This is a genomic window from Burkholderia sp. CpTa8-5 (genome assembly GCF_017815045.1).
Taxonomy (GTDB): Bacteria; Pseudomonadota; Gammaproteobacteria; order Burkholderiales; family Burkholderiaceae; genus Burkholderia; species Burkholderia sola.
The window spans coordinates 103228-126216 of the sequence record NZ_JAGIQD010000013.1 but is presented as its reverse complement, the minus strand read 5'-3'; the positions used below and the strand labels follow the sequence as shown (position 1 = coordinate 126216).

General features: G+C 68.0%; 28 protein-coding genes and 1 riboswitch. Of the genes, 26 read left to right on the top strand and 2 right to left on the bottom strand.

Features of this window, described 5'->3' with window-relative positions; translation table 11 throughout:
- Positions 1-8: 8 nt before the first annotated feature.
- Positions 9-785: an SDR family oxidoreductase gene (locus J8I35_RS20750; protein WP_050013137.1), complete on the bottom strand. Its 777-nt coding sequence runs from the start codon at positions 783-785 to the stop codon at positions 9-11.
- Positions 782-2551, bottom strand: a complete 1770-nt coding sequence (locus tag J8I35_RS20745) for an ABC transporter ATP-binding protein/permease (protein WP_209926782.1) — start codon at positions 2549-2551, stop codon at positions 782-784. The genes J8I35_RS20750 and J8I35_RS20745 overlap by 4 nt, the downstream gene beginning before the upstream one ends.
- A 271-nt stretch (positions 2552-2822) precedes the next feature.
- Positions 2823-2946: riboswitch (TPP riboswitch) on the top strand.
- A 225-nt stretch (positions 2947-3171) separates the two neighbouring features.
- On the opposite strand from J8I35_RS20745, the gene J8I35_RS20740 reads away from it, so the two are divergent.
- From J8I35_RS20740 to J8I35_RS20615, 26 genes are all read left to right on the top strand, one after another.
- On the top strand, positions 3172-4308 hold the full coding sequence (locus tag J8I35_RS20740) for an FAD-dependent oxidoreductase (protein WP_209926781.1): 1137 nt from the start codon (positions 3172-3174) through the stop codon (positions 4306-4308).
- Between the two features lie 32 nt (positions 4309-4340).
- Positions 4341-4538 (top strand): sulfur carrier protein ThiS, encoded by a 198-nt coding sequence (gene thiS, locus J8I35_RS20735; protein WP_027783340.1) that lies wholly within the window; start codon positions 4341-4343, stop codon positions 4536-4538.
- A gap of 38 nt (positions 4539-4576) precedes the next feature.
- A complete protein-coding gene (locus J8I35_RS20730; RefSeq protein WP_011546614.1) occupies positions 4577-5392 on the top strand; it encodes a thiazole synthase in 816 nt (271 codons plus the stop codon).
- On the top strand, positions 5389-6513 hold the full coding sequence (gene thiE / locus J8I35_RS20725) for a thiamine phosphate synthase (RefSeq protein WP_209926780.1): 1125 nt from the start codon (positions 5389-5391) through the stop codon (positions 6511-6513). Before J8I35_RS20730 ends, thiE begins: the two co-directional genes overlap by 4 nt.
- Positions 6514-6597: 84 nt before the next feature.
- The gene (locus J8I35_RS20720) at positions 6598-7419 is read left to right on the top strand and encodes an ABC transporter ATP-binding protein (protein ID WP_050013134.1); all 822 of its coding nucleotides are present in this window, start codon (positions 6598-6600) and stop codon (positions 7417-7419) included.
- Entirely contained in the window at positions 7416-8183 is a 768-nt protein-coding gene (gene mlaE / locus J8I35_RS20715) for a lipid asymmetry maintenance ABC transporter permease subunit MlaE (protein WP_050013133.1), read from the top strand. The genes J8I35_RS20720 and mlaE overlap by 4 nt, the downstream gene beginning before the upstream one ends.
- A 24-nt stretch (positions 8184-8207) precedes the next feature.
- Positions 8208-8768 (top strand): outer membrane lipid asymmetry maintenance protein MlaD, encoded by a 561-nt coding sequence (gene mlaD / locus J8I35_RS20710; protein ID WP_050013132.1) that lies wholly within the window; start codon positions 8208-8210, stop codon positions 8766-8768.
- 30 nt (positions 8769-8798) lie between these two features.
- A complete protein-coding gene (locus tag J8I35_RS20705) occupies positions 8799-9761 on the top strand; it encodes a VacJ family lipoprotein (protein WP_209926810.1) in 963 nt (320 codons plus the stop codon).
- A 111-nt stretch (positions 9762-9872) separates the two neighbouring features.
- Entirely contained in the window at positions 9873-10502 is a 630-nt protein-coding gene (locus J8I35_RS20700) for an ABC transporter substrate-binding protein (protein WP_050013177.1), read from the top strand.
- A complete protein-coding gene (locus J8I35_RS20695; protein WP_050013131.1) occupies positions 10499-10774 on the top strand; it encodes an STAS domain-containing protein in 276 nt (91 codons plus the stop codon). Before J8I35_RS20700 ends, J8I35_RS20695 begins: the two co-directional genes overlap by 4 nt.
- Before the next feature lie 192 nt (positions 10775-10966).
- On the top strand, positions 10967-11893 hold the full coding sequence (locus J8I35_RS20690) for an ABC transporter ATP-binding protein (RefSeq protein WP_050013130.1): 927 nt from the start codon (positions 10967-10969) through the stop codon (positions 11891-11893).
- A complete protein-coding gene (locus J8I35_RS20685) occupies positions 11890-12711 on the top strand; it encodes an ABC transporter permease (protein WP_235356186.1) in 822 nt (273 codons plus the stop codon). Before J8I35_RS20690 ends, J8I35_RS20685 begins: the two co-directional genes overlap by 4 nt.
- 55 nt (positions 12712-12766) lie before the next feature.
- On the top strand, positions 12767-13006 hold the full coding sequence (locus J8I35_RS20680; RefSeq protein ID WP_006477131.1) for a BolA family protein: 240 nt from the start codon (positions 12767-12769) through the stop codon (positions 13004-13006).
- A 14-nt stretch (positions 13007-13020) separates the two neighbouring features.
- Positions 13021-14370, top strand: a complete 1350-nt coding sequence (murA, locus tag J8I35_RS20675; RefSeq protein WP_209926779.1) for a UDP-N-acetylglucosamine 1-carboxyvinyltransferase — start codon at positions 13021-13023, stop codon at positions 14368-14370.
- Positions 14367-15020 carry an ATP phosphoribosyltransferase gene (hisG, locus tag J8I35_RS20670; protein ID WP_050013128.1) on the top strand — a complete coding sequence of 218 codons (654 nt, stop codon included), beginning with the start codon at positions 14367-14369 and terminating at the stop codon, positions 15018-15020. Before murA ends, hisG begins: the two co-directional genes overlap by 4 nt.
- A gap of 24 nt (positions 15021-15044) precedes the next feature.
- The gene (gene hisD / locus J8I35_RS20665; RefSeq protein ID WP_209926778.1) at positions 15045-16361 is read left to right on the top strand and encodes a histidinol dehydrogenase; all 1317 of its coding nucleotides are present in this window, start codon (positions 15045-15047) and stop codon (positions 16359-16361) included.
- Between the two features lie 140 nt (positions 16362-16501).
- Complete coding sequence (gene hisC, locus J8I35_RS20660) at positions 16502-17575, top strand: histidinol-phosphate transaminase (protein WP_209926776.1); 1074 nt, start codon at positions 16502-16504, stop codon at positions 17573-17575.
- A gap of 64 nt (positions 17576-17639) precedes the next feature.
- Positions 17640-18227 (top strand): imidazoleglycerol-phosphate dehydratase HisB, encoded by a 588-nt coding sequence (gene hisB, locus J8I35_RS20655; RefSeq protein WP_011546606.1) that lies wholly within the window; start codon positions 17640-17642, stop codon positions 18225-18227.
- Between the two features lie 60 nt (positions 18228-18287).
- Positions 18288-18908: a YchE family NAAT transporter gene (locus J8I35_RS20650; RefSeq protein ID WP_050013125.1), complete on the top strand. Its 621-nt coding sequence runs from the start codon at positions 18288-18290 to the stop codon at positions 18906-18908.
- Positions 18905-19546: an imidazole glycerol phosphate synthase subunit HisH gene (gene hisH, locus J8I35_RS20645; protein WP_209926774.1), complete on the top strand. Its 642-nt coding sequence runs from the start codon at positions 18905-18907 to the stop codon at positions 19544-19546. The genes J8I35_RS20650 and hisH overlap by 4 nt, the downstream gene beginning before the upstream one ends.
- Before the next feature lie 164 nt (positions 19547-19710).
- On the top strand, positions 19711-20466 hold the full coding sequence (gene hisA / locus J8I35_RS20640; RefSeq protein WP_006477123.1) for a 1-(5-phosphoribosyl)-5-[(5-phosphoribosylamino)methylideneamino]imidazole-4-carboxamide isomerase: 756 nt from the start codon (positions 19711-19713) through the stop codon (positions 20464-20466).
- Between the two features lie 106 nt (positions 20467-20572).
- Positions 20573-21346 carry an imidazole glycerol phosphate synthase subunit HisF gene (hisF, locus tag J8I35_RS20635; protein ID WP_027783356.1) on the top strand — a complete coding sequence of 258 codons (774 nt, stop codon included), beginning with the start codon at positions 20573-20575 and terminating at the stop codon, positions 21344-21346.
- Positions 21346-21762: a phosphoribosyl-AMP cyclohydrolase gene (gene hisI / locus J8I35_RS20630; protein WP_011546604.1), complete on the top strand. Its 417-nt coding sequence runs from the start codon at positions 21346-21348 to the stop codon at positions 21760-21762. The genes hisF and hisI overlap by 1 nt, the downstream gene beginning before the upstream one ends.
- On the top strand, positions 21759-22124 hold the full coding sequence (locus J8I35_RS20625) for a phosphoribosyl-ATP diphosphatase (RefSeq protein WP_011546603.1): 366 nt from the start codon (positions 21759-21761) through the stop codon (positions 22122-22124). The genes hisI and J8I35_RS20625 overlap by 4 nt, the downstream gene beginning before the upstream one ends.
- Positions 22125-22194: 70 nt before the next feature.
- Positions 22195-22587, top strand: a complete 393-nt coding sequence (locus J8I35_RS20620; protein ID WP_050013122.1) for a hypothetical protein — start codon at positions 22195-22197, stop codon at positions 22585-22587.
- A gap of 31 nt (positions 22588-22618) precedes the next feature.
- Entirely contained in the window at positions 22619-22984 is a 366-nt protein-coding gene (locus J8I35_RS20615; protein ID WP_050013121.1) for a histidine triad nucleotide-binding protein, read from the top strand.
- Positions 22985-22989 lie beyond the last annotated feature (5 nt).

Sequence of the window (22989 nt, the reverse complement as noted above, 5' to 3'; positions counted from 1 at the left end):
AAGACGCGTCAGAGCGTCAGGCCGCCGTCGACGTGGATGACCTGGCCGGTGATCTGCCGCGCCGCATCCGACAGCAGGAACGCGATCAGCGCGGCGACGTCGTCGGGTTCGGCGATGCGGCCGAGCGGCGTCGCCTGTTCGGCCTGCGCCCACGCGGCGGCGTTGCCGGCGCTCGGCCCGTGGTCCTTGCGCGTGAAGCCCGGTGCGACCGCGTTGACGGTGATGCCGGGCGCGGCGAATTCGGCGGCTGCGCTACGCACCAGCGATTCCAGCGCGGCCTTCGCGGCGGCGGTCGCCGCGAACGGCGCATCGGCGCGGTAGCGGTGTGCGACGAACGAACTGACCGCGACGATCCGCGGGGCGGCCGACGCTTCGAGCAGCGGCCGCGCGCGGCCCGCGAGCGCGGAGAACGCACCGGGCATCACCGCGAACGCGGACGCGAGCGCATCCGCGGACAGATCGGAAAAGGATTGCCGCGCGGCGAAGCCGGCGTTTGCGACGAGCTGGTCGAGCCGGCCGAAGCGGGTGGCGACGGCATCGACGAGCGTCGCGGCAATACCCGGCTCGCCGAGATCGCCGGTCAGCGTCAGGCATTCCGCGCCGGCCGCCGTGCACGCTTGTGCGACGTCGGCGAGCCGTGCGCGTGCCGCATCGTCCGCGCCGCGCGCATGCAGCGCCAGCGCGACGCCGGGTGCCGCGAGCCGCCGCGCGAGCGCCGCGCCGATCCCCGCACCTGCGCCGGTGATCAGCGCAATCCGCACGAGGTGCGCGGCGCGTGGGCTCACGCAGCGACCTTGTCGTCGTCGTTCACGCGCTCGACGTTGATCGTGCCGATATGGAACGCGGCCAGCGATTCGCGGTGCGCGATGCTGACGATCGCGGCCTTCGGCAGCCGTTCGGCGAACAGGTGATAGAGGCGCGCTTCGTTGTCCGCATCGAGCGCGCTGGTCGCTTCGTCGAGGAACAGGAAGTCGGGCTTGTGCAGCAGCACGCGCGCGCCGGCCAGGCGCTGCTGTTCGCCCGGCGACAGCACGCGGGTCCAGTGCGCGGTTTCGTCGAGGCGCTCGACGTAATCCCCGAGGCGGCACGCGCGCAGCGCATCGCGGCACGCTTCGTCGCTGAACGCGTCGGGCGTCGCCGGATAGGTGAGCGCGGCCTTCAGCGTGCCGATCGGCAAGTAGCTGGTTTGCGGCACGAACATCATCCGCGCGCCGACCGGCGCGTCGATCGCGCCGTCGCCGAACGGCCACAGGCCCGCGAGCGCGCGCATGAACGTGCTCTTGCCGGAACCCGACTTGCCGATCACGAGCCAGCGCGAACCGGGCTCGATCGTGACGTCGCCGATGTTCGCCAGCGCGTTGCCGTTCGGCAGCGCGAGCTTCAGCGACGACGTGGACAGTTTCGCTGTGTCGACGTAATGCAGGTTGATGCCGCCGTGCTCGGTCGCGGGCGACAGACTTTCCTTCAGGTGCGACGTGCCCATCACGCGCTTGAATTCGCGCAGACGGTTGACGGTGGCGCGCCATTCGACGAGGGTCGAGTAGCTGTTGATGAACCACGAGAACGAATCGCTGACGGTGCCGAACGCGGACGAGATCTGCATCAGCACGCCGAACGAGAACGCACCGGCAAAGTAGCGCGGCGCGGCCACGACGAGCGGGAAGATGATCGCGATCTGTCCGTAGAAGCTCAGCACGAACGTGAGCCGCTTCGTGTACTTCATCACGCGCCACCAGTTGTCGCGGATGCGCATGAAGAGGGTCTGCGCGTTGCCGGTCTCGGTCTTCTCGCCGTCGTAGAACGCGATCTGCTCGGCGTTCTCGCGCACGCGGATCAGCCCGAAGCGGAAATCGGCCTCGACGCGCTGCTGCTGGTAGTTGATCGACACGAGCGGATGGCCGACCTTCTGGATGATCAGCGAGCCGACCACCGCGTACAGCGCGGCCGCCCACACCATGTAGCCGGGAATCGCGATCGGCGTCGCGCCGAGCGTGAACGTCAGCGCGCCGGCGAGCGACCACAGGATCGTGATGAACGACACGAGCGTGACGACCGTCGACAGCAGGTCGAGCGACAGCGCGAGCGTCGTGGTCGCGAACGACTGGAGGTCGTCGGTGATCCGCTGGTCGGGGTTGTCCGCGAGGCGGTCACGCTCGATCCGGTAGAACGCGCGATCGCCGAGCCACTGGCCGAGGAAGCGGTCGGTGAGCCACTGGCGCCAGCGGAAGCCGAGCATTTGCCGCAGGTAGCGGCCGTACACGGCGAGGATGATGAATGCAAAGGCGAGCGCGGAGAACTGCATCAGCAGGTTCGGGAAGTCGTGGACGTCCTTCGACTGCAGCGCGTTGTAGAACTGCGCGTTCCATTTGTTCAGCCGGACGTTGATCCAGACCACGCAGAGGTTGATCGCGATGATCGTGACCAGCAGCCCCCACGCGATTTTCCATTCGGACGATACCCAGTAGGGCTTGATGAGGCTCCATGCGGATACCGGGCGCTCGTCCTGCGGCGCGTCGGAGGCGGAGCGGACGGGATCGATCGATTGGGTCATGTGCTTCCTGATGATGAGCCGGCGCGCGGGCCCGGGCGAAACCGGGGGCGCGCCGCGATAACGCATGCCGGGGTGCGGCGCCGACTGACGGCGGGCGTCCGGATGGTCGCCCGTGCGTCTTAAACGGCACTTAAAAACCGGCGGTGACGCGGCAACCGGCCGCTCGCGCGGCCGGCCTGCGGGCATTGTGCCAGAGCGGCGCGACACGCCGGCGAAATTGCCGCAAGGGGGACAGTTTGCGGCGCTTTCCGCTTTTATGGTCTAATGGCCGACGACGAAACAGGGGTGCTTCGTGGCGCGGCCGGCGGATGTTCCGGGCAGCGCGGCGAGGCTGAGAAAGACCCTTCGCACCCGATCCGGGTAATACCGGCGAGGGAAGTTTCTGATCCCGCCGGGCCGCGCTGGCCGCCATCCCACATGGTCAGCGCCCGAGTCCCGCCCGGCCGGCCTTTGCTGCCGGTTTCGTCCTTTTGGGTACGCGCATTGCGCGTTACGGAAGGAATGATGGCCGCACAATCTTCAGTCTTTTGCAGGGTCCCCGGCCCGATATCGCATGCGTTCGCATGCGACGGCGCGCGCGCGTCGGCGTTCGTCGCGCGTGACCGCGCGGAGGGCGCACGATGAACGTCCGCGATGCACGGCCCGATTTCGCGGTGCTCGGCGGCGGTCTCGTCGGCCGCCTGATCGCGTGGCGCCTCGCCGGCGACGGGCACCGCGTCGCGCTTTACGAGCGCGGCGGCCCCGACGGCGAGCAGTCGGCCGCGTGGATCGCGGCCGCGATGCTCGCGCCGCTCGCGGAAGCCGCCAGCGCGGAGCTGCTGATCACCGAGCTCGGCGCCGCGTCGCTCGCGCGCTGGCCGCAGTGGCTCGCGGAACTGCCCGAACCCGTCTTCTTCCAGCAGCACGGCACGCTCGTCGTCTGGCATCACGCGGACCGCGCGGAGGCGCCGTTGTTCGAGCGGCGCGTGCGCGCGAATGCGCCGGACGACTTGTTCGACGGCGGCTTCGTGACGCTGGCCGGTGCGCAGGTCGACGCGGCCGAACCCGCGCTCGCGGGCCGCTTCGCGCGCGGGCTGCTGCTGCCGCGCGAAGGCCAGCTCGACAATCGCCAGGCACTGCGCGCGCTCGCGGCGGGCCTCGCCGAACGCGGCGTCGCGCTGCACTGGCACACGCCGGTCGACGACGCGAACCTGCCCGCCGCGCATTTCACGATCGATTGCCGCGGGCTCGGCGCGAAACCCGCGCTGCCTGCGCTGCGCGGCATCCGCGGCGAAGTCGCGCGCGTGCACGCGCCCGGCATCGGGCTTACCCGGCCCGTGCGGCTGCTGCATCCGCGCTACCCGCTGTACGTCGCGCCGAAGCAGGACGATCTCTATGTGATCGGCGCGACCGAGGTGGAGGGCGAGGACATGTCGCCCGTCAGCGTGCGCTCCGCGCTCGAACTGCTGAGCGCGGCGTTTTCCGTGCATCCGGCGTTCGGCGAGGCGCGCATCCTCGAACTCAACGCGCAGTGCCGGCCGACGCTGCCCAATCATCGCCCGGCGGTGATCTGGGACGGCGCGTCGACGCTCGCCGTCAACGGCCTGTACCGGCACGGCTTCATGATCGCGCCGGAAGTCGCGCACGCGGCCGTCGCGTTCGCGCAGGCCGCGCTCGGCGGCGCGCTCGGCAATCCCGACGCGTTCGCCGCGTGGCGCGACGCCGCGCGCTGGCCGACGCTGCTTCATCACCGCAACGACGCGCGCCAGCCGGCCTGACGCGCGCCGCCGACCGAATCCGACCGAGCCTCATGGATATCCAGATCAATCAACAGACCCTGACGTTGCCCGACGGCGCGACCGTGGCCGACGCGCTGGCCGCGTACGGCGCGCGTCCGCCGTACGCGGTGGCGCTGAACGGCAACTTCGTCGCGCGCACGCAGCATGCGGCGCGCGCGCTCGCGGCGGGCGACAAGCTCGACGTCGTGCACCCCGTTGCGGGCGGCTGAGCGCCGCCGGTCCGTCCCCGCTCTTCCAGGAAAACGACATGACGTCCCACCCCTCCGCCGATGCGCTGACGCTGTACGGCGAAACTTTCGCCAGCCGCGTGCTGCTCGGCACGTCGCGCTATCCGTCGCTGCAGTCGCTGTCCGATTCGATCGCCGCGTCGCGTCCCGGGATGGTGACGGTCGCGCTGCGCCGCCAGATGACGGGCGGCACCGCCGAAGCCGGCTTCTTCGACCTGCTCAAGCGCCACGCGGTGCCGCTGCTGCCGAATACGGCCGGCTGTCAGACCGTCGCCGAAGCGGTGACGACCGCGCACATGGCGCGCGAGGTCTTCGATACCGACTGGATCAAGCTCGAACTGATCGGCGACGACTACACGCTGCAGCCCGACCCGGTCGGGCTGATCGAGGCCGCCGCGCAACTGGTCAAGGACGGCTTCAAGGTGCTGCCGTACTGCACCGAGGATCTCGTGATCGGCCGGCGCCTGCTCGACGTCGGCTGCGAGGCGCTGATGCCGTGGGGCGCGCCGATCGGCACCGGCAAGGGCGTCGTGAATCCGTACGGGCTGCGCGTGCTGCGCGAACGGCTGCCGGACGTGCCGCTGATCGTCGACGCCGGGCTCGGCGTGCCGTCGCACGCGTGCCAGGTGATGGAATGGGGCTTCGACGGCGTGCTGCTGAACACGGCCGTGTCGCAGGCCACGCACCCGGAGATCATGGCGCGCGCGTTCGCGCAGGGCGTCGAGGCCGGCCGCGCCGCGTATCTCGCCGGCCCGATGGATGCGCGCGACACCGCGCACGCGAGCACGCCGGTCGTCGGGATGCCGTTCTGGCACCAGGATGGGGGCGGCGCATGAGCGCGCGTTTCGCCGATGCGTTCTGGCCGCCGGCCGACGAGCTGGCCGAAGCGGCCGAGCGGATTCGCGCGCGGCTCGGCGACTGGCCGGACGGCGCGGCGCCGTGGCGGCTCTGCGTGGCGGCGCCTGACGTGCCCGCCGATGGCGATGTGCTGATCGTGTCGGCCGGCGATCGTGCCGCGCAGGCGCGCGCGTCGGCCGTGTCGCGGCCTGCGTCGCCGGACGCGGTGGCGATCGAATTCGACGAGCAGGGCGCCGTGCTGCATGCGGCCGGCGTGCGCTACGCGCTCGACGCCGCGCATCCGCTCGCGGACGACTGGATCGCGGCGCTCGCCGCGTTCCTCGATTGCGGCTTCGCGCCGGTCGACGCGCTGGTGCTCGCGCTGGCGTGGCGCGACGGCGACGAGACGGGCGCCGCCGATGCATGGCCGGTCGATGCCGCGCAATTCCCGCGCGTCGCCGGGCTGCCGCCTGCGCCGGAACCGGCATTTGCGCCGTGTCCCGCGCGGCTCGGCCTCTATCCGGTCGTGCCGAGCGCCGAATGGGTCGAGCGCGTGCTCGACGGCGGCGCGCGAACCGTGCAACTGCGCGTGAAGGACGCGACGCCGGACGCGCTGCGCCGGGAAATCGCGCGCGCGGTCGCGGTCGGGCGCCGGTACCCCGATGCGCGCGTGTTCATCAACGATCACTGGCAAATCGCTGCAGAAGAAGGCGCATACGGCGTGCATCTCGGCCAGGAGGATCTCGAAACGGCCGATCTGGCAGCGATCGCGCGCGCGGGCCTGCGGCTCGGACTGTCGAGCCACGGTTATTACGAGATGTTGCGGGCGCTGCACGAGCGGCCGAGCTATCTCGCGCTCGGCCCCGTGTACGCGACCGCCACGAAGGCCGTCGCCGCGCCGCCGCAGGGCCTCGCCAGGATTGCCCGCTACGCGCGCTTCGCCGGCGCGAGCGCGCCGCTCGTCGCGATCGGCGGGGTCGGGCTCGACACGCTGCCGGCCGTGCTGGCGACGGGCGTCGGCAGCGTCGCGGTGGTCAGCGCGGTCACGGGCGCGGACGACTATCGGACGGCGCTTGTTGCGCTGCAGCAGTGCTTTGCCCGACAATTTGACAATCATTGACCGCAGGGCCCGGAACGGCGTCACGACATCATTCCAATGCAGGCCCTATAATTCGGCGTTCTGCGTAAAAGGACTGTCAGCTCCGTGAGCCCCACTCCTACCGAGACCCTGCTGGAACTTCGCGACGTCGACTTCGGCTACGGCGACCGCCTCGTCCTGTCCAACCTGAACCTGCGCTTCGGGCGCGGGCAGGTCGTCGCGGTCATGGGCGGCTCGGGTTGCGGCAAGACCACCGTGCTGCGCCTGATCGGCGGCCTCGTGCGCGCGAACCGCGGCCAGGTGCTGTTCGATGGCGCCGACGTCGGCGCGCAAACGCGCGACGGCCTGTATGCGCTGCGCCGCAAGATGGGCATGCTGTTCCAGTTCGGCGCGTTGTTCACCGACATGTCGGTGTTCGAGAACGTCGCGTTCGCGCTGCGCGAGCATACCGACCTGCCCGAAGACCTGATCCGCGATCTGGTGCTGATGAAGCTGAACGCGGTCGGGCTGCGCGGTGCGCGCGACCTGATGCCGTCCGAGGTGTCGGGCGGGATGGCGCGCCGCATCGCGCTGGCGCGCGCGATCGCGCTCGATCCGCAGCTCATCATGTACGACGAGCCGTTCGCGGGCCTCGATCCGATTTCGCTCGGCATCACCGCGAACCTGATCCGCACGCTGAACGAGGCGCTCGGCGCGACGTCGATCCTCGTCACGCACGACGTGCCGGAATCGTTCGCGATCGCCGACTACGTGTATTTTCTGGCCAACGGCGGCGTGCTTGCGCAGGGCACGCCCGACGAGCTGCGCGCGTCGACCGATCCGAGCGTGCGGCAATTCATCGACGGCGCGCCGGACGGCCCGTTCAAATTTCATTACACGAGCCCGCCGCTTGCAGCGGATTTCGGCCTCGGCGGAGGGCGCGCATGATCAGCGCGATCGGACGTTACGTCATCGGCGGCCTCGAGCGGGCGGGCTACGGCACGCGCCTGTTCGTGCGCCTCGTGCTGGAATTCTTCCCGCTGCTGCGCCGGCCGCGGCTGGTCACGAAGCAGATCCATTTCCTCGGCAACTATTCGTTCGTGATCATTGCCGTGTCGGGGCTGTTCGTCGGCTTCGTGCTCGGCCTGCAGGGGTATTACACGCTGAACCGCTATGGTTCCGAGCAGGCGCTCGGCCTGCTGGTCGCGCTGTCGCTCGTGCGCGAGCTCGGCCCCGTCGTCACCGCGCTGTTGTTCGCGGGCCGCGCGGGCACGTCGCTGACGGCCGAGATCGGCCTGATGAAGGCCGGCGAGCAACTCACCGCGCTCGAGATGATGGCGGTCGACCCGATCAAGAACGTGATCGCGCCGCGCATGTGGGCGGGCATCATCGCGATGCCGCTGCTGGCCGCGATCTTCAACGCGGTCGGCGTGCTCGGCGGTTACTTCGTCGGCGTCGTGCTGATCGGCGTCGATCCGGGCGCGTTCTGGTCGCAGATGCAGGGCGGGGTCCAGGTCTGGGCCGACGTCGGCAACGGCGTGATCAAGAGCATCGTGTTCGGGTTCGCCGTGACCTTCATTGCACTGTTTCAAGGGTATGAAGCGAAGCCCACGCCCGAAGGCGTGTCGCGCGCGACCACCAAGACGGTCGTGTTCGCGTCGCTCGCCGTACTCGGCCTCGATTTCCTGCTGACCGCGCTGATGTTCAGCTAAGCCTCAGCCAAGCCAAATTTTGGGATGACGATGAAAAAGACTGCTCTCGACTTCTGGGTCGGCCTGTTCGTGGTGGTGGGCTTCCTTGCGGTGCTGTTCCTGGCGCTGAAGGTCGGCAACATGAGCTCGCTGTCGTTTCAGCCGACCTACTCGGTGAGAATGAAATTCGACAACATCGGCGGGCTGAAGCCGCGCGCGGCCGTGAAGAGCGCGGGCGTCGTGGTCGGCCGCGTGAAGTCGATCGGCTTCGACACGAACACGTACCAGGCGCTCGTCACGATCGACGTCGACGGCCAGTACCCGTTCCCGAAGGATTCGTCGGCGAAGATCCTGACGTCGGGCCTGCTCGGCGAGCAATATATCGGCCTCGAGCCGGGCGGCGACACCGAAATGCTGAAGGCGGGCGATACGATCACGATGACGCAGTCGGCGATCGTGCTCGAGAACCTGATCGGCCAGTTCCTGTACAGCAAGGCCGCCGATGCGGGCGGTGCGAAGCCGGCATCGGGCGCGCCCGCCGCACCCGCCGCACCCGCACCAGTGGCGGTGCCGGCATCGGCGGTGTCCGGTTCGGCCGGCCAATAACCACACGAGAGAAAACAAGAGGGAATGACCATGCACACGATCCGCATCAGGCACGCCGCGCTGGCGATGGCGGCAGTCGCCGCGTTGAGCGGCTGCGCGACCGTGCAGACGCCGACCAAGGGCGATCCGCTCGAAGGCTTCAACCGGACGATGTACAAGTTCAACGACACCGTCGATACGTACGCGCTGAAGCCGGTCGCGAAGGGCTATCAGTACGTGGTGCCGCAGCCGGTGCGCGACAGCGTGACGAACTTCTTCTCGAACATCGGCGACGTCTACATCGCGGCGAACAACCTCGTGCAGCTGCGGATCGCGGACGGCGTCGGCGACATCATGCGCGTCGTGATCAACACGGTGTTCGGCGTCGGCGGCCTGTTCGACGTCGCGACGATCGCGAAGCTGCCGAAGCACACGGCCGACTTCGGGATCACGATGGGCCGCTACGGGATGCCGTCGGGCCCGTATCTCGTCCTGCCGCTGCTTGGGCCGAGCACGCTGCGCGACACGGCCGGCCTCGGCGTCGACTACGTCGGCAACCCGCTCACCTACGTGAAGCCGGACGGCCTGAGCTGGGGCCTGTTCGGCGTGAACCTGGTCAACACGCGCTCGAACCTGCTCGGCGCGGGCGACGTGCTGGATGCCGCGGCACTCGACAAGTATTCGTTCGTGCGCAACGCGTACCTGCAGCGTCGCCAGATGCTGATCAGCAACGCGCGCGGCGAGGCCGCCGCGACGTCGAGCAACGACGCGCTGCCGAAGTACGACCTGCCGGAAGACGGCGCGGCACCGGCGGCAGCCGGCGCGGCCGGTACGGCGGGCGCGGCAGCGGTGGGCGGCGCGGCGCCGGCGCCCGCGTCGGGCGCGGCGGTTGCTGCGCCGGCCTCGGGCACGGCCGAATCGCCGAACCCGGCCAGCGAGACGAACGTGCCGGCGATGCAGGTGGCGCCTCCGTCGCCGGGCGGGTTCCGGTTCCCGAGCATCCGGCTGCACTGACGGATTTACATTCGTTACAGCCGGAAACGATTCAGTCGGTAGCGTATGCGAACTTGCGCGTAAGCTACCTGCTCCAACCTTCGCATCGACTCATTCATGCAGGCCACTATGATGAAAAAACTGTTCCTGATCCCCGTTTTCGCGGCGCTGTTCTCGTTCGGCAGCGCGGCTCACGCGCAAGTCGACCAGTCGAACCCGCAGGCGCTGATCAAGACGGCGACGCAGCAGGTGCTCGACGAAGTCAAGCAGCAGACGATCAAGCAGGGCGACACCAATCGCATCATCACGATCGTCAACAAGGACATCCTGCCGTACACCGATTTCCGCCGCACCACGCAGCTCGCGATGGGCCGCAACTGGCGCACCGCGACGGCCGAGCAGCAACAGCAGGTTCAGGAGCAGTTCAAGCTGCTGCTGATCCGCACGTATTCGGGTGCGCTCGCGCAGCTGAAGCCCGACCAGCAGATCCAGTACCCGCCGTTCCGCGCCGATCCGGCCGACACCGACGTCGTCGTGAAGACGGTCGCGATGAACAACGGCCAGCCGGTCCAGATCGACTACCGCCTGTACAAGACGGCGAACGGCTGGAAGGTGTATGACCTGAACGTGCTCGGCGCGTGGCTGATCCAGACGTACCAGCAGCAGTTCAACGAGAAGATCCAGCAAAGCGGCGTCGAAGGGCTGATCCAGTTCCTGACGCAGCGCAACCAGCAACTTGCCGCCGGCAAGCAAGCGTCGTGAGCGGCTTCGAAGCCGGCTCCTCGCTGACCGTCGCGAGCGCGAAGTCCGCGCTCGCGGACGGTCTTGCGCGCATCGGCGCGGGCGCGACCGCCGTCGATTGCGCGGCGCTCACGCAGTTCGATTCGTCCGCGCTCGCCGTGCTGCTCGCATGGCAACGTGCCGCCAAAACGCGCGGCGCAGCTCTCGACATCCTCAATCTCCCTCCGAAGCTCGCCAGCCTCGCGCGTGCGTACGGCGTCGACGCGCTCATCGAAGGCACCGGCCGACATTGACGCTGTCCGATCGACGCCTGCCGCGCCAGCCGGCGCGCGCACGCTTCAGGCCGCGCGCCGCCGGCGCCGGCTCCCCCAGCCGGTTTGCCCTATAATCAAGCGTTTTGCGGGGCAGCCAATCGGCGTCCGGCCCCCATTTTCTTTCGCAGCAAGCACAAAATAGGCGTCGCGGCCCTGGCGTCGCGCACAGTCATGTCAGCCATAGAAATCCGTCACGTCAAGAAGCGCTACAAGTCGCTTCAGGCGCTCAAGGGCGTCAGCCTGTCGGTCGAGGAAGGCGAGTTTTTCGGTCTGCTCGGCCCCAACGGCGCAGGTAAGACCACGCTCATCAGTATCCTCGCCGGACTCGCCCGGGCCGACGAAGGCAGTATCTCGGTGCGCGGTCACGACGTCGTCCAGGATTTCCGCAACGCGCGCCGCTCGCTCGGCGTCGTGCCGCAGGAACTCGTTTTCGACCCGTTCTTCACCGTCCGCGAGACGCTGCGGATCCAGTCCGGCTATTTCGGGCTGCGCCGCAACGACGACTGGATCGACGAAGTGATGGCCAATCTCGATCTCACCGAGAAAGCCGACGCGAACATGCGCGCGCTGTCGGGCGGGATGAAGCGCCGCGTGCTCGTCGCGCAGGCGCTCGTGCACCGGCCGCCGGTGATCGTGCTCGACGAGCCGACCGCCGGCGTCGACGTCGAATTGCGCCAGACGCTGTGGAAATTCATCTCGCGCCTGAACCGCGAGGGCCACACGATCGTGCTGACCACCCATTACCTCGAGGAAGCCGAGTCGCTGTGCGACCGCATCGCGATGCTGCGCCGCGGCGAAGTCGTCGCGCTCGATCGCACCGACGCGCTGCTGCGCCGCTTCGCGGGCCTGCAACTGTACCTGCGGTTCGCGACCGGCGCGCTGCCGGCCGAGCTGCGCGGGCTGGAAACCGACCCGGCCGCGCGCGCGCCGGGCGAGCACCTGCTGCGCCTCGCGAGCTACGACGAGGTCGAACGCATCCTCGCGCAATGCCGTGCGGCCGGCTGCACGTTCGACGAGATCGAGGTCCGCAAGGCCGACCTCGAGGATGTGTTCGTCCAGGTGATGAACGGGGCCGAGGTCATCGAGGGTCTGGCATGAATCAACACTCCCCACGCGAACTGCGTTCGCTGCCGCTCGAAGGGGCGGCCCGGCGCGTGCCGGGAAACGGGTTTCGAACGCTGTTCTACAAGGAACTGCTGCGTTTCTGGAAGGTGTCGTTCCAGACGGTGTGCGCGCCGATCGTCACGGCGTTGCTGTACCTGACGATCTTCGGCCATGCGCTGTCGGGCCGCGTCGAGGTGTATCCGGGCGTCGAGTACGTGAGCTTTCTCGTGCCGGGCCTCGTGATGATGAGCGTGCTGCAGAACGCGTTCGCGAACAGCTCGTCGTCGCTGATCCAGTCGAAGATCACCGGCAACCTGGTGTTCATGCTGCTGCCGCCGCTGTCGTATCGCGACATCTTCGGCGCGTACGTGCTCGCGTCCGTCGTGCGCGGGCTCGCGGTCGGCGCCGGCGTGTTCGTCGTGACGATCTGGTTTATCCCGATGCACTTCGCGGCGCCGCTGTTCATCATGGCGTTCGCGCTGCTCGGTTCGGCGATTCTCGGCACGCTCGGCCTGATCGCCGGGATCTGGGCCGAGAAATTCGACCAGCTCGCCGCGTTCCAGAACTTCCTGATCATGCCGCTGACGTTCCTGTCCGGCGTGTTCTATTCGACGCACTCGCTGCCGCCCGTGTGGCGCGAAGTGTCGCGTCTCAACCCGTTTTTCTACATGATCGACGGCTTCCGTTTCGGGTTCTTCGGCGCGTCCGACATCAACCCGTTCGCGAGCCTCGCGATCGTCACCGGTTTCTTCGTGCTGCTCGCGCTGATCGCGATGCGGCTGCTCGCGACCGGCTACAAACTGCGTCATTGATATCGACAGGCAGCGGCCGCCCCGGGGCGGCGTGCGCCGACAGGAGCCTTACACCATGTTGCCGACTCCCGAACAGGTCAAGCAATACATCGCCGGCGGTCTCGCCTGCACGCATCTGGAAGTCGAAGGCGACGGCCAGCATTTCTTCGCGACGATCGTGTCGGCGGCCTTCGAAGGCAAGCGGCCGATCCAGCGGCACCAGCTCGTCTATGCGGCGCTCGGCGATCGCATGAAGCAGGAAATTCACGCGCTCAGCATGAAGACGCTGACGCCCGCCGAATGGCAGAACGCATAAACGGAAATCACTGAGTGCAAGTCACCGTCAACGAGCGCGACGCCGTCCAGAGCGTCGCCACGGCACACCCGGCCGCCAACGGGGAATCGCAGGGACAGGGGATGGACAAGCTCGTGATCGAAGGCGGTCGCCGCCTGGCCGGCGAGATCGTCGTGTCCGGCGCGAAGAACGCCGCGCTGCCGATCCTGTGCGCGGGGCTGCTCAGCGCCGAGCCGGTCGAACTCGACAACGTGCCGAACCTGAAGGACGTGCGCACCACGCTGAAGGTGCTGAACCAGATGGGCGTGAAGAGCGAGACCGACGGCGCCCGCGTGCAGCTCGACGCGTCGCGCGTCGACAACCTCGTCGCGCCGTACGAGCTCGTGAAGACGATGCGCGCGTCGATCCTCGTGCTCGGCCCGCTGCTCGCGCGCTTCGGCGAGGCGAAGGTGTCGCTGCCGGGCGGCTGCGCGATCGGCGCGCGGCCGGTCGACCAGCACATCAAGGGCCTGCAGGCGATGGGCGCCGAGATCAGCATCGAGCACGGCTTCATCGAAGCGCGCGCGAAGCGCCTGAAGGGCGCGCGCATCGTGACCGACATGATCACGGTGACGGGGACGGAAAACCTGCTGATGGCCGCGACGCTCGCCGACGGCGAGACGGTGATCGAAAACGCCGCGCGCGAGCCGGAAGTGAGCGATCTCGCACACTTGCTGGTCGCGATGGGCGCGAAAATCGACGGCATCGGCACCGATCGCCTCGTGATCCAGGGCGTCGAGCGGCTGCACGGCGCGCGCCATTCGGTGATCCCCGACCGTATCGAGGCCGGCACGTTCCTGTGCGCGGTCGCGGCGGCCGGCGGCGACGTGATGCTGACGGGCGTGCGCCCGCACATCCTCGACGCGGTGATCGACAAGCTGCGCGAAGCCGGCGTGTCGATCGAGGAAGGCGACAGCTGGCTGCGCGTGAAGATGGACCGCCGCCCGTCGGCGGTGACGATCCGCACGTCGGAATACCCGGCGTTTCCGACCGACATGCAGGCGCAGTTCATGGCCCTCAATACGGTCGCGATGGGCACCGCGCAGGTCGTCGAAACCATTTTCGAGAACCGCTTCATGCATGTGCAGGAGCTGAACCGGCTCGGCGCGAACATCACGATCGATGGCAACACGGCGCTCGTGACCGGCGTCGACAAGCTGTCCGGCGCGAACGTGATGGCGACCGACCTGCGTGCGTCGGCGAGCCTCGTGATCGCCGGGCTGCGTGCGGACGGCGAAACGCTCGTCGACCGCATCTATCACCTGGACCGCGGTTACGACCGCATGGAAACCAAACTGACCGCCGTTGGCGCGAACGTGCGCCGCCTCTCCGGGAGCCAAGCATGACCGCGCCGCTGACCCTCGCCCTGTCGAAGGGCCGGATTTTCGAGGAAACCCTGCCGCTGCTGGCGGCGGCCGGCGTGCAGGTGGCCGAGGATCCGGAAACGTCGCGCAAGCTGATCCTGCCGACGACCGACCCGAACCTGCGCGTGATCATCGTGCGCGCGAGCGACGTGCCGACCTACGTCGAATACGGCGCGGCCGATTTCGGCGTGGCCGGCAAGGACGTGCTGGTCGAGCACGGCGGCTCCGGCCTGTACCAGCCGATCGATCTGAACATTGCGCGCTGCCGGATGTCGGTGGCCGTGTCCGCCGGTTTCGACTACGCGAACGCGGTACGTCAGGGCGCGCGCCTGCGGGTCGCGACGAAATACGTCGAAACGGCGCGCGAACACTTCGCCGCGAAGGGCGTGCACGTCGACCTGATCAAGCTGTACGGGTCGATGGAGCTGGCGCCGCTGGTCGGGCTGGCCGACGCGATCGTCGACCTCGTCAGCTCGGGCGGCACGCTGAAGGCGAACAATCTGGTCGAGGTCGAGGAGATCATGGCGATCTCGTCGCGCCTCGTCGTGAACCAGGCCGCGCTCAAGCTGAAGCGCGCGGCGCTCAAGCCGATCCTCGACGCGTTCGAACGCGCGTCGCAGAATGGCGGTTGAGCGCATCACCGTAACGGAACTCCCATGGCCATCACCATCCGCAAGCTCGATTCGACGAACGAAGGCTTCGGCGCCGCGCTGCGCGCCGTGCTCGCATTCGAGGCGAGCGAAGACGAAGCGATCGAGCAGTCGGTCGCGCAGATCCTCGCCGACGTGAAGTCGCGCGGCGACGCCGCGGTGCTCGAGTACACGAACCGCTTCGACCGGCTGAGCGCGAACAGCGTCGCCGCGCTCGAACTGCCGCAGGACGCGCTGCAGACGGCGCTCGACGGCCTCGCGCCGAAGGCGCGCGCGGCGCTGGAAGCGGCGGCGGCGCGGGTGCGCGCGTACCACGAGAAGCAGAAGATCGAGTGCGGCACGCATAGCTGGCAGTACACGGAAAGCGACGGCACGGTGCTCGGCCAGAAGGTCACGCCGCTCGACCGCGTCGGCCTGTACGTGCCGGGTGGCAAGGCCGCGTATCCGTCGTCGGTGCTGATGAACGCGATTCCCGCGCGCGTCGCGGGGGTCGGCGAGATCGTGATGGTCGTGCCGACGCCGGACGGCGTGAAGAACGACCTCGTGCTTGCCGCGGCGCTGCTCGGCGGCGTCGATCGCGTGTTCACGATCGGCGGCGCGCAGGCGGTCGGCGCGCTCGCGTACGGCACGGCGACGGTGCCGGCCGTCGACAAGATCTGCGGCCCCGGCAACGCGTACGTCGCGTCGGCGAAGCGCCGCGTGTTCGGCACGGTCGGTATCGACATGATCGCCGGGCCGTCGGAAATCCTCGTGCTGTGCGACGGCACGACCGATCCGAACTGGGTCGCGATGGACCTGTTCTCGCAGGCCGAGCACGACGAACTCGCGCAGTCGATCCTGCTGTGCCCGGACGGTGCGTTCCTCGATCGCGTCGAGAAGGCGATCGACGAGCTGCTGCCGACGATGCCGCGCCAGGACGTGATCCGCGCGTCGCTCGAAGGCCGCGGCGCGCTGATCAAGGTGCGCGACATGGCCGAGGCGTGCCGGATCGCGAACGACATCGCGCCGGAACACCTCGAAATTTCGGCGCTGGAGCCGCAGCAATGGGGCCAGCAGATCCGCCACGCGGGCGCGATCTTCCTCGGCCGCTACACGAGCGAGAGCCTCGGCGACTACTGCGCGGGCCCGAACCACGTGCTGCCGACGTCGCGCACCGCGCGCTTCTCGTCGCCGCTTGGCGTGTACGACTTCATCAAGCGCTCGAGCCTGATCGAGGTCAGCGCGGAAGGCGCGCAGACGCTTGGCGAGATCGCGTCCGAGCTCGCCTACGGCGAAGGGCTGCAGGCGCACGCAAGGAGCGCCGAGTTCCGGATGAAGGGCTGACCGCGCAGGGTGCGCGGGCCGGGCGGGCGCCGCGGCGCCGGCGCCGGTCGCCCCGGATCGGGGCAGGGGACGAGCGCAGGGCGGCAGCCGCCGCCTTGCCGACCATTTGATGCCGGCGCGATGCACGCCGGCTTGAGACCATGACGACGCCACAAGACATCATCCGCCGCGACGTGCTCGCGATGACGAGCTATCCGGTTCCCGACGCGAGCGGGTTCGTGAAGCTCGACGCGATGGAGAACCCGTATTCGCTGCCGGCGCCGCTCGCCGCGGCGCTCGGCGAGCGGCTCGCGCAGGTCGCGCTGAACCGCTACCCGGCGCCGCGTCCGGCCGCGCTGCTCGACAAGCTGCGCCATGCGATGCGCGTGCCGGCCGGCTGCGACGTGCTGCTCGGCAACGGCTCCGACGAAATCATCAGCATGATCTCGGTCGCGTGCGCGAAGCCGGGCGCCAAGGTGCTCGCACCGGTGCCGGGCTTCGTGATGTACGAGCTGTCGGCGAAGTTCGCGCAGCTCGAATTCGTCGGCGTACCGCTGAAGGCGGACCTGACGCTCGACGCCGACGCGCTGCTTGCGGCGATCGCCGAGCACCGGCCGGCGATCGTCTATCTCGCGTATCCGAACAACCCGACCGGCACGCTGTACGACGACGCCGACGTCGAGCGGATCGTCGCGGCCGCGCGGCACAGCCTGATCGTGATCGACGAGGCGTACCAGCCGTTCGCCGAGCGTTCGTGGCTGCCGCGCGTCGGCGAGTTCGACAACGTCGTCGTGATGCGCACGGTGTCGAAGCTCGGCCTCGCGGGCATCCGGCTCGGCTATCTGGTCGGCTCGCCCGCATGGCTGAACGAGTTCGACAAGGTGCGTCCGCCGTACAACATCAACGTGCTGACCCAGGCGACCGCCGATTTCCTGCTCGACCACCTCGACGTGCTCGACGCGCAGGCGGCCGAATTGCGCGCGGAACGCGCGCGCCTCGCGCAGGCGGTGGCCGCGCTGCCGGGCGCGACGGTGTTCCCGAGCGCCGGCAATTTCCTGCTGGTGCGCGTGCCGGACGCCGCGGCCGTGTTCGATGCGCTGCTCACCGAGCGGGTGCTGGTCAAAAACGTGAGTAAAATGCATCCGTTGCTGGCCGAATGCGTGCGGCTGACCGTCGGTTCTCCCGACGAAAACGCCCGCCTGCTGGCCGCCTTGAAACTCGCGCTGCCCGGTTGAGCCCAGGGCGCGGCGGCGCGCGACGATCAATCCCCATTTACATAGACTCAATCAAGGAATTGCCATGCGTGTGGCGGAAGTCGTTCGCAATACCAGCGAAACGCAGATCCGTGTGAAGCTCGATCTCGACGGCACCGGCCGGCAGAAGCTGGCCACCGGCGTGCCGTTTCTCGACCATATGCTCGACCAGATCGCGCGACACGGTCTGGTCGATCTCGAGGTCGAAGCGCACGGCGACACGCATATCGACGATCACCACACGGTCGAGGATGTCGGCATCACGCTCGGTCAGGCCGTCGCGAAGGCGATCGGCGACCGCAAGGGCATCCGCCGCTACGGCCATTCGTACGTGCCGCTCGACGAGGCGCTGTCGCGCGTCGTGATCGACTTCTCCGGCCGGCCGGGCCTCGAATTCCACGTGCCGTTCACGCGCGCGCGGATCGGCACGTTCGACGTCGACCTGTCGATCGAATTCTTCCGCGGGTTCGTGAACCACGCGGGCGTCACGCTGCATATCGACAACCTGCGCGGGATCAACGCGCACCATCAGCTCGAGACCGTGTTCAAGGCCTTCGGCCGCGCGCTGCGCGCGGCGGTGGAGCTCGACGAGCGCGCGGCGGGGCAGATTCCGTCGACGAAAGGCAGCCTCTAACTTCCGAACGGACGACGCCAAGGACAACCTCACGGCTTCGGCGCGGCGCGCCGGCTTGCGATGGATCTGCTCAAATCGTTCATTTCGCTGCTCGCGCTGATCAATCCGGTCGGCGCGGTGCCGTTCTTCCTGAGCCTGACGGCGCAGCAGACGGACGACGAGCGGCGGCGCACGATCCGGATCGCATCGGTGTCGGTGTTCTGCGTGATGACGGTGACCGCGCTGCTCGGGCAGCAGATCATCAACTTCTTCGGCATTTCGGTCGGGTCGCTCGAAGTGGGCGGCGGGATCATCATGCTGCTGATGGCGATCAACATGCTGAACGCGCAGATCGGCAACACGCGGTCGACGCCGGAGGAGCGCCACGAAGCCGAGCTGAAGGACAACATCGCGGTCGTGCCGCTCGCGATTCCGCTGCTCACGGGCCCCGGCTCGATCAGCACGGTGATCATCTATGCGGCGAACGCGCATCACTGGTATGAGCGGGCCGGGCTGGTCGCGATCGGCGCGGTCCTGGCTTTTCTGTGTTTCGTCGCGATGCGGCTCGCCGAGCCGATCGCGACCTGGATCGGCCGCACCGGCATCAACATCGCCACGCGGCTGATGGGTCTGATGCTGTCGGCGCTGGCGGTGGAATTCATCGTCAATGGACTGAGGGCGCTACTGCCTGCACTGAGATGAAAACTTCGATTGCGATTGTGGATTATGGGATGGGTAACCTGCGCTCGGTCGCGCAGGCGCTCAAGAAGGCCGAACCGGCCGCCGACGTGGCGATCGTCGACACGCCGGCCGCGATTCGCGCGGCCGACCGCGTCGTGCTGCCCGGCCAGGGCGCGATGCCCGACTGCATGCGCTGCCTCGGCGAGTCGGGCCTCCAGGAGGCCGTGATCGACGCGTCGCGCACGAAGCCGTTGCTCGGCGTGTGCGTCGGCGAGCAGATGCTGTTCGACTGGAGCGCGGAAGGCGACACGAAGGGCCTGGGCCTGCTGCCCGGCAAGGTCGTGCGCTTCGATCTCGACGGCCAATTGCAGGACGACGGCTCGCGCTTCAAGGTGCCGCAGATGGGCTGGAACCGCGTGCGCCAGGCGCAGCCGCACCCGCTGTGGGACGGCGTGCCCGACGACGCGTATTTCTACTTCGTGCACAGCTATTACGTGAGCCCGGACAACCCGGCGCACACGGTTGGCGAAACGGCCTACGGCGCGCCGTTTACGTCCGCGGTCGCGCGGGACAACATCTTCGCGACCCAATTCCACCCGGAGAAAAGCGCGGAGGTCGGATTGCGTCTGTATCGCAACTTCGTCCACTGGAAGCGGTAAAACGTGGCGCGCGAGCCACAGTCGACCTGGCCGAACGGCCTGTCGCGCGGGGCGCTCGCGCGTAAGCGCCGAAAGAGTTGTACTAAACTAGCGAGACGGCGCGGCACCGGTTTGGCCGGTACGCGCCTGATTCTTTTCATTTTCCACGACGACACCCGATTGCTATGTTGCTGATTCCGGCCATCGACCTCAAAGACGGTCAGTGTGTGCGCCTCAAACAGGGCGATATGGACCAGGCCACGATTTTCTCCGAGGACCCGGCGGCGATGGCCCGCAAATGGGTCGATCTCGGCGCCCGGCGGCTCCATCTCGTCGACCTGAACGGCGCATTCGCCGGCAAGCCGAAGAACCTCGAGGCGATCGAAGCGATCCTCGACGAAGTCGGCGACGAAATCCCGGTCCAGCTCGGCGGCGGCATCCGCAGCCTCGAGACGATCGAGAAGTATCTCGACGCCGGCCTGTCCTACGTGATCATCGGCACCGCGGCCGTGAAGAACCCGGGCTTCCTGCAGGACGCGTGCACCGCGTTCTCCGGCAGCATCATCGTCGGGCTGGACGCGAAGGACGGCAAGGTCGCGACCGACGGCTGGAGCAAGCTGACCGGCCACGAGGTGATCGACCTCGCGAAGAAGTTCGAGGACTACGGCGTCGAATCGATCGTCTACACGGACATCGGCCGCGACGGGATGCTGCAGGGCATCAACATCGACGCGACCGTCAAGCTCGCGCAGGCGGTCGGCATCCCGGTGATCGCATCGGGCGGCCTGTCGAACCTCACGGACATCGAGAGCCTGTGCGAGGTGGAAGAGCACGGCGTCGAAGGCGTGATCTGCGGCCGGGCGATCTACTCCGGCGATCTCGATTTCGCGGCCGCGCAAAAGCGCGCGGACGAACTGAACGGCGAACTCGACAACGCGTAACCGCGTCCGTCCCGTTCGCCGGGGCCGCCCGCGGGCGGCCCCGACCGGAAGCCTCGCGCGAGGCTTCCGCAACCGGCCGTCCCAGCGCGGCATTTGGCGCAACATCATGGCTCTAGCTAAACGCATCATCCCCTGCCTGGACGTGACCGCCGGGCGTGTCGTCAAGGGCGTCAATTTCGTCGAGCTGCGCGACGCCGGCGACCCCGTCGAAATCGCCCGCCGCTACGACGACCAGGGTGCCGACGAATTGACCTTTCTCGACATCACCGCGACGTCCGACCAGCGCGACCTGATCCTGCCGATCATCGAAGCCGTCGCATCGCAGGTCTTCATTCCGCTGACCGTCGGCGGCGGCGTGCGCGCCGTCGAGGACGTGCGGCGCCTGCTGAACGCGGGCGCGGACAAGGTCAGCATGAATTCGTCGGCGGTCGCGAATCCGCAACTCGTGCGCGACGCGGCCGACAAGTACGGCTCGCAGTGCATCGTCGTCGCGATCGACGCGAAGCGCGTGTCGGCCGACGGCGAGACGCCGCGCTGGGAAGTGTTTACGCACGGCGGCCGCAAGAACACGGGCCTCGACGCGATCGAATGGGCGCGCAAGATGGCCGAGCTCGGCGCGGGCGAGATCCTGCTCACGAGCATGGACCGCGACGGCACGAAATCGGGCTTCGACCTCGCGCTCACGCGCGGCGTGTCGGACGCGGTGCCGGTGCCGGTGATCGCATCGGGCGGCGTCGGCTGCCTGCAGGATCTCGCGGACGGCATCAAGGACGGCCGCGCCGACGCGGTGCTGGCCGCGAGCATCTTCCACTACGGCGAGCACACGGTCGGCGAGGCGAAGCGCTTCATGTCCGACCAGGGCATCGCGGTGAGGCTGTGATGAATACCGAAACGAAATCCTTGCCCGCGTGGCTCGACAAGGTCCGTTGGGACGACAACGGCCTCGTGCCGGTGATCGCGCAGGAAGCGTCGACGAACGACGTGCTGATGTTCGCGTGGATGAACCGCGAGGCGCTCGCGAAGACGATCGAGACGCAGCGCGCGGTCTACTATTCGCGTTCGCGCAAGCGCCTGTGGTTCAAGGGCGAGGAGTCGGGCCACGTGCAGCACGTGCACGAGGTGCGGCTCGACTGCGACGAGGACGTCGTGCTGCTGAAGGTCGAGCAGGTGTCGGGCATCGCGTGCCACACCGGCCGGCATTCGTGCTTCTTCCAGAAATTCGAAGGTACGGTGGACGGCGGCGACTGGGTCGCGGTCGAGCCGGTGCTGAAAGACCCCGAACACATCTACAAATGACGCAATCGACCGAAGACACGCTGCTGCGCCTCGCGGCCGTGATCGACAGCCGCAAGGGCGGCGATCCCGATCAATCGTACGTATCGCGCCTGTTCCACAAGGGCGACGACGCCGTGCTGAAGAAGATCGGCGAAGAGGCGACGGAAGTCGTGCTGGCCGCGAAGGACGTGCGCCAGGGCGGCGCGCCGAGCGCGCTCGTCGGCGAGGTGGCCGACCTGTGGTTCCACTGCCTCGTGATGCTGTCGCATTTCGACCTGAGCCCGGCCGACGTGATCGCCGAGCTCGAGCGCCGCGAAGGCTTGTCGGGCATCGAGGAAAAAGCGCTGCGCAAGCGCCGCGAGCGCGAGGAAAACGGCGGCTGACGAACAGGGCCCGCCGCGGTGGCAACAGTGCGGTAAGCTGTAAGAATTGTCATCTAACGGGGGTAGCATCATGAACGATACGTCGAACCAGTTTCCGACGCCGGCGGTGCCGGGCGCCGCGGATGCCGAGCGCCTGAACGGGCTGCGCACGCTGACCCACGTGCTGTACGGTCTTTATGCGTTTCACTGGCTGACGGGCGGCGTCACGGGCATCATCGCGATCATCATCAACTACGTGAAGCGCGGCGACGTGGCCGGCACGCCGTACGCCGATCACTTCGAGTGGCAGATCCGCACGTTCTGGCGCGCGCTGATCGCCTACGTGATCGGGTTCGCGCTGATGTTCGTCGTGGTCGGATTCGTCGTGATGTTTGTCACGTGGATTTGGACGCTGTACCGTATCATCAAGGGTTGGCTGTACCTGAACGACAACAAGACGCTCGATCCGCAGGCGTGGTTCTGACCGGCCGCACGCGGGCGTTTGCAGGAGCAACATGAGTCACGATCCGAATTGCCTGTTCTGCAAGATCGCGGCAGGCGAGATCCCGAGCACGAAGGTGCACGAGGACGACGAATTCGTCGCGTTCCGCGACATCCGCCCGGCGGCCGACACGCACGTGCTCGTGATTCCGCGCCGGCACCTGCCGACGCTGTCGGCGGCGGTCGACGCCGATGCGCCGATGCTCGGCCGGCTGATGCTGCTCGTCGCGCGTCTGGCCGACCAGCTCGGCGTCGCGTATACGGGCGGCGAAACCGGTTTTCGCACGGTGATCAACACGGGCCCGGGCGGCGGGCAGGAGGTCTACCACCTGCACGCGCATATCCTGGCCGGCCCGCGCCCGTGGCAACGGATGGGTTGACGACG

Coding starts and splice junctions, on each gene's coding strand:
- J8I35_RS20685 (WP_235356186.1), top strand. CDS start 11,890: ATGAATCAACACTCCCCACGCGAACTGCGTTCGCTGCCGCTCGAAGGG.
- J8I35_RS20625 (WP_011546603.1), top strand. CDS start 21,759: ATGACGCAATCGACCGAAGACACGCTGCTGCGCCTCGCGGCCGTGATC.
- hisI (WP_011546604.1), top strand. CDS start 21,346: ATGAATACCGAAACGAAATCCTTGCCCGCGTGGCTCGACAAGGTCCGT.
- hisA (WP_006477123.1), top strand. CDS start 19,711: ATGTTGCTGATTCCGGCCATCGACCTCAAAGACGGTCAGTGTGTGCGC.
- thiE (WP_209926780.1), top strand. CDS start 5,389: ATGAGCGCGCGTTTCGCCGATGCGTTCTGGCCGCCGGCCGACGAGCTG.
- J8I35_RS20680 (WP_006477131.1), top strand. CDS start 12,767: ATGTTGCCGACTCCCGAACAGGTCAAGCAATACATCGCCGGCGGTCTC.
- thiS (WP_027783340.1), top strand. CDS start 4,341: ATGGATATCCAGATCAATCAACAGACCCTGACGTTGCCCGACGGCGCG.
- hisH (WP_209926774.1), top strand. CDS start 18,905: ATGAAAACTTCGATTGCGATTGTGGATTATGGGATGGGTAACCTGCGC.
- J8I35_RS20650 (WP_050013125.1), top strand. CDS start 18,288: ATGGATCTGCTCAAATCGTTCATTTCGCTGCTCGCGCTGATCAATCCG.
- J8I35_RS20745 (WP_209926782.1), bottom strand. CDS start 2,551: ATGACCCAATCGATCGATCCCGTCCGCTCCGCCTCCGACGCGCCGCAG.
- hisD (WP_209926778.1), top strand. CDS start 15,045: ATGGCCATCACCATCCGCAAGCTCGATTCGACGAACGAAGGCTTCGGC.
- mlaE (WP_050013133.1), top strand. CDS start 7,416: ATGATCAGCGCGATCGGACGTTACGTCATCGGCGGCCTCGAGCGGGCG.
- hisF (WP_027783356.1), top strand. CDS start 20,573: ATGGCTCTAGCTAAACGCATCATCCCCTGCCTGGACGTGACCGCCGGG.
- J8I35_RS20730 (WP_011546614.1), top strand. CDS start 4,577: ATGACGTCCCACCCCTCCGCCGATGCGCTGACGCTGTACGGCGAAACT.
- J8I35_RS20740 (WP_209926781.1), top strand. CDS start 3,172: ATGAACGTCCGCGATGCACGGCCCGATTTCGCGGTGCTCGGCGGCGGT.
- hisG (WP_050013128.1), top strand. CDS start 14,367: ATGACCGCGCCGCTGACCCTCGCCCTGTCGAAGGGCCGGATTTTCGAG.
- mlaD (WP_050013132.1), top strand. CDS start 8,208: ATGACGATGAAAAAGACTGCTCTCGACTTCTGGGTCGGCCTGTTCGTG.
- J8I35_RS20690 (WP_050013130.1), top strand. CDS start 10,967: ATGTCAGCCATAGAAATCCGTCACGTCAAGAAGCGCTACAAGTCGCTT.
- J8I35_RS20615 (WP_050013121.1), top strand. CDS start 22,619: ATGAGTCACGATCCGAATTGCCTGTTCTGCAAGATCGCGGCAGGCGAG.
- J8I35_RS20620 (WP_050013122.1), top strand. CDS start 22,195: ATGAACGATACGTCGAACCAGTTTCCGACGCCGGCGGTGCCGGGCGCC.
- J8I35_RS20700 (WP_050013177.1), top strand. CDS start 9,873: ATGAAAAAACTGTTCCTGATCCCCGTTTTCGCGGCGCTGTTCTCGTTC.
- hisB (WP_011546606.1), top strand. CDS start 17,640: ATGCGTGTGGCGGAAGTCGTTCGCAATACCAGCGAAACGCAGATCCGT.
- hisC (WP_209926776.1), top strand. CDS start 16,502: ATGACGACGCCACAAGACATCATCCGCCGCGACGTGCTCGCGATGACG.
- J8I35_RS20705 (WP_209926810.1), top strand. CDS start 8,799: ATGCACACGATCCGCATCAGGCACGCCGCGCTGGCGATGGCGGCAGTC.